Source organism: Arthrobacter sp. I3 (genome assembly GCF_000520575.1).
Classification (GTDB): Bacteria; Actinomycetota; Actinomycetes; order Actinomycetales; family Micrococcaceae; genus Arthrobacter; species Arthrobacter humicola_A.
This window is the reverse complement of sequence record NZ_KI914918.1, coordinates 5,287-20,367: the sequence shown is the minus strand read 5'-3', so window position 1 is coordinate 20,367 and position 15,081 is coordinate 5,287. Positions and strand designations below refer to the sequence as shown.

At 66.9% G+C, this 15,081-nt stretch carries 13 protein-coding genes and 1 pseudogene; 3 read left to right on the top strand and 11 right to left on the bottom strand.

Annotation, left to right across the window (positions count from 1 at the left end):
* Window positions 1–46 precede the first annotated feature (46 nt).
* From Y706_RS24620 to Y706_RS24615, 4 genes are all read right to left on the bottom strand, one after another.
* On the bottom strand, window positions 47–340 hold the full coding sequence (locus Y706_RS24620; protein ID WP_043435715.1) for a carboxymuconolactone decarboxylase family protein: 294 nt from the start codon (window positions 338–340) through the stop codon (window positions 47–49).
* Window positions 341–450: 110 nt separating this feature from the next.
* Window positions 451–1,479, bottom strand: coding sequence for an aldo/keto reductase (locus Y706_RS0109315; protein WP_028276381.1), 1,029 nt, complete (start codon window positions 1,477–1,479; stop codon window positions 451–453).
* 20 nt (window positions 1,480–1,499) lie between these two features.
* A complete protein-coding gene (locus Y706_RS0109310; protein WP_028276380.1) occupies window positions 1,500–2,381 on the bottom strand; it encodes an aldo/keto reductase in 882 nt (293 codons plus the stop codon).
* A 78-nt stretch (window positions 2,382–2,459) separates the two neighbouring features.
* Entirely contained in the window at window positions 2,460–3,920 is a 1,461-nt protein-coding gene (locus Y706_RS24615; protein WP_043435714.1) for an MFS transporter, read from the bottom strand.
* Between the two features lie 93 nt (window positions 3,921–4,013).
* Between Y706_RS24615 and Y706_RS0109300 the strand changes: the two genes are divergently transcribed.
* The gene (locus Y706_RS0109300) at window positions 4,014–4,895 is read left to right on the top strand and encodes a helix-turn-helix transcriptional regulator (RefSeq protein ID WP_028276379.1); all 882 of its coding nucleotides are present in this window, start codon (window positions 4,014–4,016) and stop codon (window positions 4,893–4,895) included.
* Between the two features lie 41 nt (window positions 4,896–4,936).
* Here the strand turns inward: Y706_RS0109300 and Y706_RS0109295 are convergent, their stop codons facing one another.
* From Y706_RS0109295 to Y706_RS0109270, 6 genes are all read right to left on the bottom strand, one after another.
* A complete protein-coding gene (locus Y706_RS0109295; protein ID WP_028276378.1) occupies window positions 4,937–6,316 on the bottom strand; it encodes a glutamate decarboxylase in 1,380 nt (459 codons plus the stop codon).
* 31 nt (window positions 6,317–6,347) lie between these two features.
* A complete protein-coding gene (locus Y706_RS29735; RefSeq protein WP_216699123.1) occupies window positions 6,348–8,417 on the bottom strand; it encodes a chloride channel protein in 2,070 nt (689 codons plus the stop codon).
* A gap of 268 nt (window positions 8,418–8,685) precedes the next feature.
* Window positions 8,686–9,546, bottom strand: coding sequence for a DUF427 domain-containing protein (locus Y706_RS0109285; RefSeq protein ID WP_028276377.1), 861 nt, complete (start codon window positions 9,544–9,546; stop codon window positions 8,686–8,688).
* Between the two features lie 69 nt (window positions 9,547–9,615).
* The gene (locus tag Y706_RS0109280) at window positions 9,616–10,221 is read right to left on the bottom strand and encodes a TetR/AcrR family transcriptional regulator (RefSeq protein ID WP_028276376.1); all 606 of its coding nucleotides are present in this window, start codon (window positions 10,219–10,221) and stop codon (window positions 9,616–9,618) included.
* Between the two features lie 31 nt (window positions 10,222–10,252).
* Window positions 10,253–11,581 (bottom strand): phenylacetate--CoA ligase PaaK, encoded by a 1,329-nt coding sequence (gene paaK / locus Y706_RS0109275; protein ID WP_028276375.1) that lies wholly within the window; start codon window positions 11,579–11,581, stop codon window positions 10,253–10,255.
* A gap of 16 nt (window positions 11,582–11,597) precedes the next feature.
* On the bottom strand, window positions 11,598–12,125 hold the full coding sequence (locus tag Y706_RS0109270; protein ID WP_028276374.1) for a hotdog fold thioesterase: 528 nt from the start codon (window positions 12,123–12,125) through the stop codon (window positions 11,598–11,600).
* A gap of 91 nt (window positions 12,126–12,216) precedes the next feature.
* Here Y706_RS0109270 and pta point away from each other — a divergent pair, with 91 nt between their 5' ends.
* Window positions 12,217–14,328: a phosphate acetyltransferase gene (gene pta / locus Y706_RS0109265; protein ID WP_043435737.1), complete on the top strand. Its 2,112-nt coding sequence runs from the start codon at window positions 12,217–12,219 to the stop codon at window positions 14,326–14,328.
* A 14-nt stretch (window positions 14,329–14,342) separates the two neighbouring features.
* Here the strand turns inward: pta and Y706_RS0109260 are convergent, their stop codons facing one another.
* A complete protein-coding gene (locus tag Y706_RS0109260; RefSeq protein ID WP_028276372.1) occupies window positions 14,343–14,606 on the bottom strand; it encodes a hypothetical protein in 264 nt (87 codons plus the stop codon).
* 205 nt (window positions 14,607–14,811) lie between these two features.
* On the opposite strand from Y706_RS0109260, the pseudogene Y706_RS24605 reads away from it, so the two are divergent.
* Window positions 14,812–15,081, top strand: a pseudogene (locus tag Y706_RS24605) (acetate kinase); the annotation flags it as partial.

The window sequence follows — 15,081 nt, the reverse complement described above, 5'->3', positions numbered from 1 at the left end:
GGGTTCTTCGCAGTGGGGACAGTGGGTTCGATGTTCATGGTGATCCTTACTCGCTCTCGGTGAAGAGTCGCTTGGCGACGCCCATGGCGGCCATGCCCTTGGGCCAGCCTGCGTAGAGCGTGACATGGGTGATGGCTTCGATGAGTTCTTCCCGGGTGACGCCGTTCTCAATGGCGCGGCCAAGGTGGAAGCCGAGCTGTTCGGTGTTGCCGCCGGCGGTGAGTACGGCGACGGTGATAAGGCTGCGGTCACGGGCCGGAAGCTCCGGGCGGTTCCAGACGTCCGCGAACAGGACGTCGTCGGTGAGCCCGGCGAGCTTCGGGGCGAAGTCTCCGAACATGTTCCGGCCTCCGCCGACCTGTTGGGGTTGGTCAAGTCATGATTTTCCTTCTTTCAGTGGAAACTGGAATTGCTGCAGGGCTTCATGCAGGGCTTCAACCGCCTTGTTGGTCACAGTTGTTTGCGTCGCCGCGCCAGGGCCGTGAGTTCGTTGGCGCCGTAGCTGTTGTCCTCCGGGTTGACGGTAACGCCGGGTGCGACGAGCTGGTCGATGCGGTCCAGGACGTCGCTGGCCAAGGTGATGTCCGCGGCGGGCAGGTAAGACTCGAGCTGTTCCATGGTGCGCGGTCCCACGATGGCGGCCGTGACGCCGGGGTGATTGATCACGAAGGCGATGGCCAGTTCGATGAGCGTCAGCCCGGCTTGTTCAGCGAGGCGGGCGAGTTCTTCGACGATGTCGAGCTTGCGCTGGTTGGCCGGGCTCGTCATGTCGAACCGGGCGTTCGGACGCGCGGTTGAGGTGGGCGCGGAGGCTGCGTTTTTACGCCAGCGCCCGGAGAGCCAGCCGCCGCTGAGGGGGCTGTAGGTGAGGGTGCCCATGCCGTGGCGCTGCACCGTGGGAAGGATGTCCTCCTCGATACCGCGGACCAGGATCGAGTACGGCGGCTGCTCGGTGACAAACCGCTCCAGGTTGCGTTCCCGGGATGCCCATTGGGCTTCCACGATCTGCGACCCGGAATACGACGAGGAGCCGATGTACCGCACCTTCCCTTGGCGGACCAGGTCGGTGAGGGCGCCGAGAGTCTCCTCGACGTCGGTATCCGGGCTGGGCCGGTGCACCTGGTAGAGGTCGATGTAATCGGTGTTCAAGCGGCGAAGGGAGTCTTCGACCGCCCGCATGATCCAGCGGCGGGATCCACCCCGCTGGTTGGGATCGTCCTCGTTCATGGGCATGAAGAACTTCGTGGCGAGGAACACGTCCTCACGCCGGCCTTCCAGTGCCTGCCCGACGATTTCCTCGGATGCCCCGCCGGAGTAGACATCGGCGGTGTCGATGAAGTTGATTCCCGCGTCGAGGGCGCGGTGGATGATTCGAATGGAGTCCGCGGTGTCATTGTTGCCCCAGGGGCCGAACATCATCGCGCCGAGGCATAAGGGACTGACCCGCACGCCGGTGCGGCCAAGGGGACGGTATTCCATGATGGTGCCTTCTCTCTGTCTCAGGCTTCGGGGATGACCATGGCGAAGCGTTCTTCGCGGGCCTCGTCGGGATCCGGTCCGTTGCGCACGCCGGTGTCGAGTGCGTCGATGGCGGCGAGTTCGTCGGCGCCGAGTTCGAAGTCGAAGACGTCGAAGTTCTCCGCGATGCGTGCGGGGTTGGTCGACTTCGGGATGGCTGAGCGGCCCTGCTGCAGGTGCCAGCGGATCATGACCTGGGCGAGGCTCTTTCCGTGTGTTTGTCCGATGCCGGTGATCATTGGGTCTTCCATCACGTTCCTGCGCTTCTCGCCCCATCCGGGGTAAAAAGTGATGCCTCCGATCGGTGACCACGCCTGGGTAAGGATGCCGTGTTCGGTGTCCGTTGCCTGGACGGCCGGCTGGGCGAAGTATGGGTGCAGCTCAATCTGGTTAACCGACGGGACGACGTCTGTGGCCGCCAGCAACTGCACCAGGTGGTGCGGCATGAAGTTGCTGACACCGATCGCCCGGACGCGCCCGTCAGCAAGCATGGTCTCCAGTGCCTTGTACGCGCCGACAGTTCTTTCGAAGCGGTCGGGGGCGGGCTGATGCAGGATGAACAGGTCCAGGTAGTCGACGCCCAGCTTGCCAACAGCCTTCTCCCAGGCGTGAAGCGTCTGGTCGTACCCGTAGTCGCTGACCCAGACTTTGGTCTCGATGAACACGTCGGAACGGTCCAGGCCCGAGTTGCGGATGCCCTCACCGACCTCCCGCTCGTTGCCGTACGCCGCGGCAGTGTCGATGTGCCGGTAGCCCGCCGCCAGCGCCGCTTCGACGGCCGCCGTCGTTTGCTCCGGCGCGCTTTGGAAGACGCCCAGTCCGAGGGCGGGCATCGTGACGCCGTTATTGAGAGTAAGTTCCATGTGCATGCCTTTCACGGTATTCAGGTGTGCGGGATTGTGGGAGGGCACGTGAGTACCCCCTTTTCGGATGTAGACAGGTCAGCGGGCGGCCTCGGCCAGGGGTGCGGGTGCGGCCCCGAGCGGTATCAGGACCCGGCGGGCGGCCAGATCAGCGGGCAGGATGAGGGCCGCGGTGACAGCCAGGGCCAGGAGCAGGAGGACACTGCCCGTGGTGAGGGCAGCGCTGACCTGCGCGGCCAGGTGCGCTGCGGCAGCGCCGGCGGCCGGGACAGTGGCTGCGGCCGCGACCGCGATGCCCAGCCCAAGGCAGGTGCCGACCTGGTGGAAGGTGTTCACCAGGCCCGACGCCGCGCCGGCGTCGGCCGCGGGCGCGCCAACGATGCCAAACGACGTAAGGGGCGCAAAAGCCAAGCCCTGTCCGGCTCCGATAAGGACCATCGGGAAAGCGACGTCCGTCAGGTAGGAGGAGTCGACGCCGACCCGGCTGAGCCAGAACATCCCGGCAAGGGTGATCAGGATGCCGGCCACAAGGGGAATCGAACCCGGCATCCGGTTTACGAGCCGCGGGATACCCATTGCGACGGCGAAGTTGACGGCAGTCATGGGCAGAAATCCCATGCCGGCCTGCAGGGGGTCGAAGCCGAGGACCTCCTGCAGGAACTGGGTGGTGAAGAAGAAAAATGCAATCATTGCGCCCAGATATAGGAACCGTGCAACATAGGCGCCGGCGCGGCGGCGGCTGGCGAACAGCCGCAGCTGCATGATCGGCTGGGCGGCCCTGCGTTCGATCAGCACAAACACGACGAGGAGCACGATGCCGGCGGTGACGGCCGTGACCGTGGCCGCGGAGGCCCAGCCCGCGTCGGCGGTGTTGATGATGCCGAACACGAGCGCGCCGACCCCCAGGGTCGCGCTGAGCGCGCCGAACAGGTCGAAGCGGCCGCGGGCCCTGCCGGTTTCCGGGAGGAACCGCGGAGCGAGTGCGATCATCGCGGCGCCGATGGGTACGTTGACGAAGAACCCGGCACGCCAGGAGATCCAGTGGGCCAGCGCCCCGCCGATGACCAGTCCCAGGCTGGCACCCATCCCTGCGGTCGCGCCGTATAACGCCACGGCCCGCGTGCGCTCACGGCCTTCCGGGAAGCTCGCCGTGAGCAGGGACAGGGAGGCGGGCGCGACGATCGCCGCCCCGATGCCCTGGATCGCCCGGCCGGAGATCGCCCACCAGCCCGACGGGGCCAGCCCGATCAGCAGGGACGCGACCGAGAACACCACCAGCCCGAACACGAAGACACGCCGGCGGCCGAGGAGGTCGCCGGCCCGGGCGCCGAGAAGCAGCAGGCCGCCGAAGACCAGCGTGTACGCGTCCTGGACCCAGGAAAGCTCCCCGGTACCCAGCTGGAGATCGGCCTGCAGGCTCGGCAGGGCCGTGAAGATGACCGAGTTGTCCAGCAGGATCATGAAGTAGCTGGCGAGGATGATCGCCAGGATCGCCGCCCGGTGGGCAGCAGTTGCGGGTTCAGGATTCATGTTTTCCATGGAACCGTGATTCCTCAACGGCGGGGAGTCACGGACGTTCCGGGTAATGCCAGTGCCTCCCTCGTCGCATAGGCCGCGGGTAGCGTGGAGGCCATGACACACAGCGACGACGTGCGGAAGTTCCTGACCTCCCGCCGTGCCAGGATCACGCCAGAGGAGGCCGGCCTCCCGGTCTACGGCGGAAACCGCCGCGTTACCGGGCTGCGGCGCGAGGAAGTCGCGATGCTCGCCGGGATGAGCATCGATTACTACATACGCCTTGAGCGCGGAAACCTCTCCGGCGCCTCGGACAGCGTCCTTGAAGCCCTCTGCCGTGCACTGAAGCTTGACGACGCCGAGACGGCCCACCTTTTTGACCTGGCCCGCGCGGCCACGGCCGCTCCCCGGGTGCGGCGAAAGCGCAGCCCGCAGACGGTGCGGCCGAGCGTGCAACGCGTCATTGATGCGATCACGACGGCGCCGGCCTGGGTCCGCAACGACCGCGGGGATGTCCTTGCCGCCAACGAACTCGGCCGTGCCCTCTACCTGGACATGATGGCTGAGCAGGTGACTCCGCCGAACAGTGCACGGTTCACCTTCCTGAACCCGAAAGCGCGGGAGTTCTTCGCCGATTGGGAACGCAGCGCGGACGACATCGTCGCGGTCCTGAGGTCCACCGCCGGGAAAAACCCCTACGACAAGGACCTCACGGACCTGATCGGAGAGCTTTCGACCCGCAGCGAGGAGTTCCGCACCCGGTGGGCGAGGCACGACGTGAAGTACCACCGCACCGGCCGCAAACGGCTCCACCACCCGATCGTGGGGGACCTGGACCTGAGCTTCGAGGCACTGGAACTGCCCGCGGACCCGGGGCTGCGCATCAACGTCTACACGGCAGATCCCGGGACACCCTCCGAGGACGCCCTGAAAGTCCTCGCCAGCTGGGCCGCCACCCAGCGCGAGACGGCAGCGGCCGCAGTCAGGGAGAAGAAATGACCGACCGTTCCTGCGCCGCGCTCATTGTTGGCGCCACCCGGTCAATGCCCGGGTCCGGTGACGATCTTCTTTCGTTCGGATTCGTGCGCGCCGCCCTTCTTCGCCAGCGTTGAGCACGCCTCCTCGATATCCCGGGCGAGCGTGTCGACGTGCTCGCGGCTCATCGTTTCCTTGACCAGCGCACGCATGATCGTCACGTCCTGGGCGTTCGGCGGCAGGGTGTAGGCCGGCACCATCCAGCCGCGTTCGGCCGAGAGCTGCCAGGCAATGTCGAACTCGTCGTACCCGGGGTCGGCGGCGAGCCGGAACGCAACCAGGGGAAGCTGCTCCTCGTCGGGGCCGATGATCTCGAACCGGCCCATGGCCTCCAACTTCTCGGCGAGGGCGCGGGCGTTGGTCTGCATGTTCTGCATGATGTAGGTGTAGCCGGCACGGCCGTAGCGCACAAAGTTGTAGTACTGGGCGAGAACCATCGACGAGCCGGTGGAGAAGTTCAGGGTGAACGTCGAGTCGGTCTTGCCGAGGTAGTTCTCCTCAAAAACAAGGTCCTTGGCCAGGTCGGCCTTCTCCCGGAAGATCAGCCAGCCGATGCCGGGATAGACCAGTCCAAACTTGTGTCCGGAGACATTGATCGAGCGGACCTGCTCGAGCCGGAAGTCCCATTTGGAGTCCGGGTACAGGAAGGGCCAGACAAACCCCCCGCTGGCCCCGTCCACGTGCAGCGGCACATCAAGGCCCCGCTCACCCTTGATCCGGACCAGCAGGTCGTTGATGCCGGCGATGTCGTCTTTGTGCCCGGTGAACGTCGTGCCCAGCACGGCTGCGACGCCGATGGTGTTCTCATCGATATGGGCCTCCACGTCCTCCGGGCCGATCGTGTACTTCCCCGGCTGCAGGGGCACGATCCGCGGCTCGACGTCGAAGTAGCGGCAGAACTTCTCCCACACAACATGCACGTCGCCGCCGAACACCAGATTAGGGCTCGACGTCGATGCGCCGGCGGCCTCGCGGCGTTTGCGCCAGTTCCACTTCAGGGACAGGCCGCCGAGCATGATCGCCTCGGACGATCCCTGGGTCCGGGCGCCCGTCGTCTCGCCGGGCGCGTGGAAAAGGTCTGCGAGCATCCGAATGCAGCGCTGCTCGATTTCGGCCGTGCGGGGATATTCGGCGTGGTCGATGAAATTGCGGTGCAGGTTCGCTGCGATGATCTGCTGGGCCTGCGGCTCCATCCATGTCGTTACGAAGGTGGCCAGGTTCCGGGCCGGATCACCCTCCAGCGCCAGGTCCTCCGACACCAGCCGCAAAGCGTCCTCAGCAGGAATGCCGGTCTCCGGGAACTCCCGGCTCGGAACCTCCTGGGTGACAAATCGGTTGCCGAACAGTGCCACGTCGGCGTCCGCCGGCTGGGAATTTATTGACATCACTTCTCCTCAAGAGACTGTTGAAAGGGGGTTACGGATGAGCTCCCCGGTCCGCGGGAACCGAGACGGCGGCGGATTCTGGACTCAGCATCAGAATCGCGCCGGTGAGGAAGCACAGGGCTCCTACAAGGGTGCCGAGAGTGGCCAGGTCGGCGTTCCAGACATCGCCGCTCGACGGTAGGACAAAGGCCGCCAGAGCCGAGACGCCGAACGCAACAGAGCCGGCCAGGTTGATCACGCCGATCTTCCACACCCGGGGCCTGGGCCTGCCGGCAATGGCGCGACCGGCATCCCGCAACGCCACACCGCTGGCGACGAGGAAGGCGACTGAACCCAGCGCATCGGGTCGCCACACCCGCTGCTCGGTCAGCGCCACACTGAGATTGACCCGCAATGCGTTTCCCGTACTCCAGTTGAACCACAGCGTGCCGGCAAGTTGAACCGCGCAGGCGAGCCAGCCGAGATTCCGTGGCGCCCACACCCAAAACCAGTGGCGGCGCTTGGCCCCCAGGAACGGGAGGGCGTCAACGGCTTCGCGGTACTGCAGGAACGACGCACTGGTGAAGAACAGCGAACCGACGAAGAAGGTGATCGCGCACAAGCGCAATCCCACGGCCTCGGCGTATGACGGAACCGCCCCCAAGGCGAACAGACTCGAGCCAATGATGAACAACCACGCGATCCACCGGTCCCGTCCGGTCGAACCTCCCGCGCTCGACATCTCACTTGCATGGCCGGACTTCGAGGCGGCCCGATGGTGGACCTTCCCGCCAGCGTCAGGCGCCACGGGCCCTTTCGGGCCCGGGACCGGGAGCACGTTGGAGATCACGAAGGCCACCGCCACAGCCACCACCACCTGCGGTGTTACCGCCACACCGTCCACTCCCAGCAGCAGCGTGGCCAGCAGGGTCGACGTCAACGGCAGCCTCAGCATGGCCGCGCACATGGCTCCCATGCCCATGCCGAGTCCTGCCGCGAGATTCATTCCGGGCAACCCGCTCGCGACAATACCGAGCGCCGCACCGATGAACATCGAAGGGAACACGGGCCCACCACGAAATGCGCTCAGCGAGAGCCCGTAGGCAAAGGCCTTACAAGCGATCAGCAGGAGGAGCGCCGAAAGCGAGTAGTCCGTGGCGTGTTCGACCAGATCCGGAAGGGCGTCCTGCCCCGAGAACAAGACCTGCGTGAAGCTGTTCCCAGAGATCAACTGGTAGGCCATCGCGGCAAGACCGATCAGCAGGCCGAGCCCAGAGGTCACCAACATCCGGTTCAGGTGCACGACCGGACGAAGCGAGAGCCCGACCCAGCGGATCAACCACCCCAACAGCGCGCCCACGACGCCCATGATCACCGCCCAGCCCAGCGTCGCCAGGGTCGGCGGCACCGCAGGCGGCACGACCGGCAGCGCCAGCGAGAAGCTGCCCAGCCCGGTCCAGCCGTCCAGGCCGACGAACACCAGCGCCCCGACGCCGGAAGCGAGCAGTCCGGGCAGGGCCATCAGGCTCAGCGTCATTCCCCCGATCCCGGCGGCCTCCATGATCAGGAATGCACCGAGCACGGGGGATCCGAGTAGGGTACTGATCGCTGCGAAGCTGCCGGCCGACGCCATGATCGTCAGGGCCATCGGCGGAGCGTCCTTCTTCGCCAGGTGCACCGCCAACGCCCCGAGGCCGCCACCGATCGCGATCAGCGGACCCTCCGGCCCGAGCACCGCACCCAGGCTGAGCGTGGTCAGTGCCGCGAGAATAATGCCCACGAGCTCCCGGCCGCTGGGCGGACCGCCGCCCGTCTTGAAGCCGAAAGCCGGTGAGTGGCCCGCGGTTCCCGGCAGATACCGTATGGTCGACGCCGTCAACAGCCCACACAGCACCAACCAGGGAACCGGCCACCAGGCAGGAACGGGACCCCCGAGGACTTGTTCCGGCAGGCCGACGAAGACGTACTGCTGGACCACCGCGACCAAAGCGAGAAAGCCGTACGCAATGACCGAGATGGGAACGCCCAAGACCGCAGCCAGCACGAGCGCAGAGATGTACGCCCTGGAACGAATGACGACGGCCGGATCGAAACTGGGCGGCGATGCGGCAGGCTCGCTCATTCCCGGCAACCCGGCGCGACTGTGACGATTCGGGTGATCCCGAATGTCCTTTTTCCAGCTCGGGGCGGCGTGCCCGTCCGGCAACACCGCGGGTCACCGATGATCAACGAGCAGAACATCATCCCTCCTCCTTCCGCCAGACGGCGGGAGCCTTTAGCGAGGTCTCACAAGCGATAGAGGTGGTCCTTCAGATGTTCTCCAAGCTAACCCTTCCAGTGGGGGGCGGTCGTCACCCAATGCGGGTGAAAGAGAACCAAGGCGCTGCGGGTCACACCCCGGGTGCCCCCACTCCGTCCGGGCGTGACCACGGCGTGACCGGGCGCTCCTGCCGGACGCCGTCCACCGTGATGTCCACTCTCTCATTGAAGAAACTGACAAGTCCGTGGATCTGGGCGGCGTCGAGGAGCCGCCGGTCATAGCTCCACGCGACGTTCCTGCCCTGCTCGGAAGCAGGGTAGCTCCAGTAGCTCGCCTGGCCCTTGTACGGGCAGATGGTCCGTTTGGGGCTCTCTTCCATCAGATCCAGCCGCACATCCGACGGCGGAATGTAGTAGCGCACCGGCAGCATGGTTTCGTAGAGCAGCTGCGCGCCGTTCGTCGTGGCGAGCGTGACGCCGTCGAGCCCTACCTCAACGGTGAGCGAGGACGCCCGGATGTCCACGCGGTGGAACGGATCACGGGGGTGGCCGATGATCTCCTCGTCGTCCTCGAGCCAGTCGAAAGCGTTGAAATCCAGCACCACGTAGCCGGCGAGGTCGGGGTCCGCCGGCCGGAAGGCAGCGCGGGGCAGCCTCGCATGGGGAGTGACGACGTCGAGTTCCTCACCGGCCGCCGTGTGCCTGCCGAACCCCGTGCGCGGATCCAGTGCCCGCGGCCCCTCCCGGCTCACTCTGAAGCCGTGTTCCGGGACATCGCCCGCCTGCTGCCCCGGCGGCGCCAGTTCGGCGCGGAGGTCGCCTTCGGAAACTGCGTAGATGGGGGTGATGCGCTTGGGCTCCCACACCAAGAGCGCACCCAGAGTGTCGACGACGGCACGCCCGCCCACCATGGCACGGACCCTCTTCGCGGTGGGCTGGTAGCGCAAATCGGGGAACGTGCTGAAGAGGACGTCAGATATCTTCGTGGCCATGACTACAGGGTGGGCGTCCGTTATCCTGCCGTCAACGACTTACCCGGCCACCCGCCGGCCGGCAGGCGGTCAGCGGGGGACGTGAAGGCCGTGGAACGCCATGGTGATGACGTCGTCGGCCAGCTTCTCCGGGGACAGCGAGCCGCCCGGCTTGTACCACTCGACGATCGAGTTGATGGTGCCGAACAGCAGCCGGGTGACGGTGCGGGGGTCAATGTCCTGGCGGAGCGAGCCCTCATCCCGGGCCTCGGAAATCAGTGCGGCGACCTTGTGGTCGAAGGTGCGGCGCCGTTCCAACGCATCCCGCTCGATCTCCGTGTTCCCGCGCAGGCGCAGCAGCAGCGTCACGAAGGGCAGCCGCTCCACCAGCACCGAGATGGTCTGGCGGACCACGAACTCCAGCCGGGCATCGGCCGAACCGGAGGTTGCCCCGGGCTGGTCCAGGATCGCCTCGAGCCCACCCAGGGCGTGGTCCAGGGCGAGCTTCAGCAGGTCACCCTTGGACGGGACGTGGTGGTAGATCGCGGACTTGGAGATGCCCAGGTTCTCAGCAAGGATACCCATCGAGGTGGCATCGTAGCCGTGGCGGTTGAAGACGTCGACGGCGATGACCAGCACCGACTGCTGGTCATAGCCGGGGCGGCCGCGCTTGGTGGTGGTTGCTGTGCTGGGCATAGTGGCTAGTTTCTCACGATCTGGTGCTCACTCAGCCCTTGGGGCGCATGTCGTAGATCCGGCGCAGCTTGCCGTTGGACCGCTCCAGCGAACCGGGGTCGACGACGTCGACGGTGCAGGAGGAACCGACGTGGATCTTGATCTGCTGCTGCAGGGCCTTGGCAGCCGCCGCCGCGCCCTCGACGCTGACGGCGTCGCGGCGCTCGATCTTGACGGTCATCTGGTCCATCCGATGGCCCTCGGGCCGGGTCAGTTCCAGCTGGAAGTGCGGGCTGAGCTCGGGGATGCGCAGGGCGATCTCCTCGATTTGGGAGGGGAACAGGTTCACGCCGCGCAGGATGATCATGTCGTCGCTGCGGCCGGTGATGCGGCCCATGCGGCGGTGCGCCGGGCGCGCGGTGCCCGGCAGCAGCCGGGTGAGGTCCTTGGTGCGGTACCGGATGATCGGCAGCGCTTCCTTGGTGAGTGAGGTGAAGACGAGCTCGCCCGGTTCGCCGTCGCCCAGCACCACCGTGGGGTCGAAGGCATCAATGATCTCCGGGCGGAAGTGGTCCTCCCAGATGTGGCTGCCGTCCTGCGTTTCGACGGCTTCGCCGGCGACGCCCGGGCCCATGACCTCGGAGAGGCCGTAGATGTCGCAGGCCTTGAGGTTCATGGTGGTCTCGAGCTCGTGCCGCATTTCCTCGGTCCACGGCTCGGCGCCCAGGACCGCGTACTTCAGCGACGTGGAGGCCGGGTCGATGCCCTGCTTCATCATCGCGTCGGCGATGGTCAGCAGGTACGTGGGGGTGGCCAGGATGGCGTCGGGCTTGAAGTCCTGGATGAGCGTGATCTGGCGCTCGGTCTGGCCGCCGGAGATCGGGATGACGGTGCAGCCGAGGGCCTCGGCGCCGGCGTGGGCGCCCATGCCGCCGGTGAACAGGCCATAGCCGTAAGCGTTGTGCACCTTCATGCCGGGCCGGACGCCGGAGGCGCGCAGCGAGCGGGCCACAAGCTTGGCCCAGTCGGCGAGGTCCTTCTTCGTGTAGCCCACCACGGTGGCGCGGCCCGTCGTGCCGGAGCTGGCATGGATCCGCGCTACCTCGTTCTGCGGCACGGCGAACATGCCGAAGGGGTACTCGAGGCGCAGGTCCTCCTTGGTGGTGAAGGGGAACTTGCCGAGGTCGGAGAGCTCACGCAGGTCCGCCGGGTGGACGCCGGCCTCATCGAACTTGCGCTTGTACAGGGGGACGCGGTCATAGGCGTAGGCAACCGTGTGCTGCAGGCGGCTGAGCTGGAGGGCCTCGAGCTCGTCGCGGGAGATGGTCTCCTCGCGGTCCAGGACAGCGTCAGTTGTGGCGGCGGCAGTTTCTTGGGTCATCAGTGGTTCCCTGTTTCTATTTCTTGGAGATGGTGCGGCTGCGGCCGCGGAACTCGGCGATGAGTTCCCACGTAGGGGCGTCGGTAGCGGTATCGGTGGGGAGCTGGCCCGGAAGGGTTGCTGCGGGGGCCGCGCCGGCCGGTGCCGCCGGGATACCCGCGCCAGGGTCGGCGGCGTAGATCTGGATGTCGTACAGCCCGCTGCGTCCGGTGCTGGCGCGGCGGTTCGCGACGGCGGTCAGCACCTGTCCGCGGAAGGCGGGCTTCAGGAAGTTGATGTCGACGCCGGCAGCAACCGTGATGCTGGAGTCCTCGCCCGGGAGCGGGTTGGCCGGGTTGCAGGCGAGGGCGAAGGCGGTGTCGCCGAAGGCGAAGATCATTCCGCCGTGGGCCATGCCGAAGCCGTTGAGCATTTCCTGCCGGAGCGTCATGCGGATCGTGGCATGCCCGTCGTCCAGCGCCAGGACTTCGATGCCCATCCATTCCGAGGCGTAGTCGTCTTTCAGGATGGGGTGGGTGCCCCCGGAAACCGTCAGTTCAGCCATGCGTCGTTGCCTCCAGCTTTATTTACCGAATGTTCATTAGGTAATCCCATGTGGGTGCCCGCTGTCAAGGGCTGTAAGTATGCTGGGACACATGGCCAAAGGAATTTACGTCAGCGCGACCACCCCGGGCTCCGGCAAGTCCCTCATAGCGCTGGGGCTGGCGGACACCCTCCACCGGCACGCGGACCGGATCGGCTTCTTCAAGCCTGTGGTTCACGGCAACGACGCCGCGGCGGACCCGATGGTGGCGCTGATGAAGGCCCGGTTCGATCTTGACGACCAGCGCTGCCGCGGCGGCCTGACGTTTGCCGAGGTCCGCGGGCTGCTGGCCGAGGGAAACAGGGCCGAGATCGACGCCCGCTGCGTGGAGATCTTCGCCGAAATGTCCCGCCACTGCGACGTGGTGATTGTGGAGGGGACGGACCTCACCGGCCAGGATGCCGCCGTCGAATTCGACCTCAACGCTCGCCTCGCGAACAACCTGGCCGCCTCGATCGTCGCCGTGGTGGGCGCGAAGGGGCGGACCGTCGCGGAGGCTGCCGACGCCGTCGAGGTGGCCCGCAAGGAACTGGCGGCGGAACACTGCAGCCTCCTGGCCATCATGGTGAACCGCGCCGACCCGGAGGACGTGGACGGGATCGTCGCCGCCGTGAAGCCCGGCGCGTCCGGCCGCCCCGTCTACGTCTTCCCCGAGCTGGAGGACATCGCACGGCCGACCACCGGGGAGGTGGCCTCGGCCCTCGGGATCCGCCAGGTGGCCGGCCGGCAGGACATGGAACGCGACGTCCATTCCATTAAGGTGGCGGCGATGAACGTGGCCAACTTCCTGCACGTGCTCGACGACGGCGCCCTCGTGATCGTCCCCGGTGACCGTGCGGATGTGATGGTCGCGTGCCTCGCGTCGTCGTTCTCGCCCGAGTTTCCGGTGCCGTCGGCGCTCATCCTCACCGGCGGCCTGGCCCCGGACCCCAACATCTACTCGCTGCTGGCGCAGGCACCATTCCCCGTGTTCGCGGCCCCGGACGATACCTACACCACCGCCAAACGGGTGTCCGAGGTCCGCAGCGAGATCTGGTCGGGGCACCGCCGCAAGGTGGCCTCGGCCGTGGGGCTGTGGGCTAAGCGCGTGGACGAGGCCGAGCTGGTGGAGCGGTTGCACCTGCCGCGGCTGGAGCGGATGACGCCGCTGCGGTTCCTGCACGACCTCATTGAGCGGGCCCGGCTGCAGCGCCGGCACATTGTCCTGCCCGAGGGGAACGATGTGCGGATCCTGCGGGCCGCCGAAATTCTGCACCGGCGGGACGTCTGCGACCTCACGATACTGGGCAATGAGTCGGCGGTCCGGGAGCTGGCGTCCACCCAGGGCATTGACCTCTCCGGCATGAGCATCGTGGACCCCGCGACGTCGGAGCTGCGCCAGCAGTTTGCCCAGAAGTACGCGGAGCTGCGGGCGCACAAGGGCGTGGACCTGGCCCGGGCGCTGGAAGTCATGCTCGACGGCAGCTACTTCGGCACCATGATGGTGCAGCTCGGCGTGGTGGACGGCATGGTGTCCGGCGCCGCGCACACCACGGCCCACACCATCCGTCCCGCGCTGGAGTTCGTCAAGACGCGGGACGGCGTCAAGATCGTCTCCTCGGTGTTCCTGATGCTGATGCCGGACCGGGTGCTGGTCTACGGCGACTGCGCGGTCAACCCTGACCCGAACGCGGAGCAGCTGGCGGATATCGCGCTGGCCTCAGCCGAGACCGCAGCCCAGTTCGGCGTGGAGCCGCGGGTGGCCATGCTGTCCTACTCCACCGGCGGATCCGGGACCGGGGAAGCAGTGGACAAAGTCCGGCAGGCCACCGAAGTCGTGAAGGACCGCCGCCCGGATCTCGCCGTTGAAGGCCCCATCCAGTACGACGCCGCCGTCGACGCCGCCATCGCCGCGTCCAAGATGCCGGGCTCGTCCGTCGCCGGGCAGGCAACGGTGTTCATCTTCCCGGACCTGAACACCGGCAACAACACCTACAAGGCAGTGCAGCAGTCCTCGGGTGCGGTTGCCGTCGGGCCGGTCCTGCAGGGGCTCCGTAAGCCGGTTAACGACCTCTCCCGCGGGTGCACCGTGGAGGACATCGTGAACACGGTGGCCATCACCGCCGTGCAGGCGCAGTCCGTGGAGCCCGCTACCGAGCCGGAACCTGCGGTTGCCCGCGCATAGTCAGCTGTCTTCCGTCAGCTGTTTTCCGGCTTCGCCGGACTTTCGGGGTCTTCCTCCTTGGCGGGCTCATCGGCCAGGCCCGCCGGCGTGAGATCCAGGTCCTCCAGATTCTCGGGGGCCTCGGGCGCTTCGCCAACCTCGGCGGCCTTGGGGTTTCCTGTGTCGTCCAGGGCCGGGTTCGCGCCGACGACGCCGGTGGGATCCGGTTTACCGGAACCGCTGGCGGGTTCGGTGCCCGCTGGTTCGGTGCCCTCCGGCTGGGTCGCGTCGTCAGTCATGGAAATCCCCTTCGTGAGTTGTCCAGTTGGTCCGCCGACTCTAGGCGCCCGGCCCGGCTTTCGCAACGGATGGGCGCCACTGGCGTTCCGGCAATTTGGTCCGGCAATTTATAGTGGATCCCACGGAGCGCTCGGCCAGGCTCCGGCGTGATGCCAGTCCCGGCGCACCCTCGGGTAGCGTCGAAGCCAAGGCTTAGGAGGCCCCATGCTCGTGCTCGTCATCAACTCCGGCTCGTCCTCGCTCAAGTACCAGGTGCGCGACGTCGAGGCCGGCAGCGTGCTCACCGAAGGCCTGGTCGAGAAGATCGGCATGGGCGCCGGCGGTGAGGGCGACGGCCAGATCGAGGGCCCGCGCGACCACGCCGAGGCGCTGGAGCAGGTGGACGCGGCCATCCACGACGCCTTGGGGGACCGCGTACTGGATGCCGTCGGCCACCGCGTGGTGCACGGCGGGGAGCGCTTCGCCGAGCCGGTG

Bases quoted from the DNA above. Each gene is read 5' to 3' on its own strand.
- Y706_RS0109260 (WP_028276372.1), bottom strand. From the start codon at position 14,606: ATGACTGACGACGCGACCCAGCCGGAGGGCACCGAACCAGCGGGCACC.
- Y706_RS29735 (WP_216699123.1), bottom strand. From the start codon at position 8,417: ATGAGCGAGCCTGCCGCATCGCCGCCCAGTTTCGATCCGGCCGTCGTC.
- pta (WP_043435737.1), top strand. From the start codon at position 12,217: ATGGCCAAAGGAATTTACGTCAGCGCGACCACCCCGGGCTCCGGCAAG.
- Y706_RS0109285 (WP_028276377.1), bottom strand. From the start codon at position 9,546: ATGGCCACGAAGATATCTGACGTCCTCTTCAGCACGTTCCCCGATTTG.
- Y706_RS24620 (WP_043435715.1), bottom strand. From the start codon at position 340: ATGTTCGGAGACTTCGCCCCGAAGCTCGCCGGGCTCACCGACGACGTC.
- Y706_RS0109300 (WP_028276379.1), top strand. From the start codon at position 4,014: ATGACACACAGCGACGACGTGCGGAAGTTCCTGACCTCCCGCCGTGCC.
- Y706_RS24615 (WP_043435714.1), bottom strand. From the start codon at position 3,920: ATGGAAAACATGAATCCTGAACCCGCAACTGCTGCCCACCGGGCGGCG.
- Y706_RS0109315 (WP_028276381.1), bottom strand. From the start codon at position 1,479: ATGGAATACCGTCCCCTTGGCCGCACCGGCGTGCGGGTCAGTCCCTTA.
- Y706_RS0109295 (WP_028276378.1), bottom strand. From the start codon at position 6,316: ATGTCAATAAATTCCCAGCCGGCGGACGCCGACGTGGCACTGTTCGGC.
- Y706_RS0109280 (WP_028276376.1), bottom strand. From the start codon at position 10,221: ATGCCCAGCACAGCAACCACCACCAAGCGCGGCCGCCCCGGCTATGAC.
- Y706_RS0109270 (WP_028276374.1), bottom strand. From the start codon at position 12,125: ATGGCTGAACTGACGGTTTCCGGGGGCACCCACCCCATCCTGAAAGAC.
- Y706_RS0109310 (WP_028276380.1), bottom strand. From the start codon at position 2,381: ATGGAACTTACTCTCAATAACGGCGTCACGATGCCCGCCCTCGGACTG.
- paaK (WP_028276375.1), bottom strand. From the start codon at position 11,581: ATGACCCAAGAAACTGCCGCCGCCACAACTGACGCTGTCCTGGACCGC.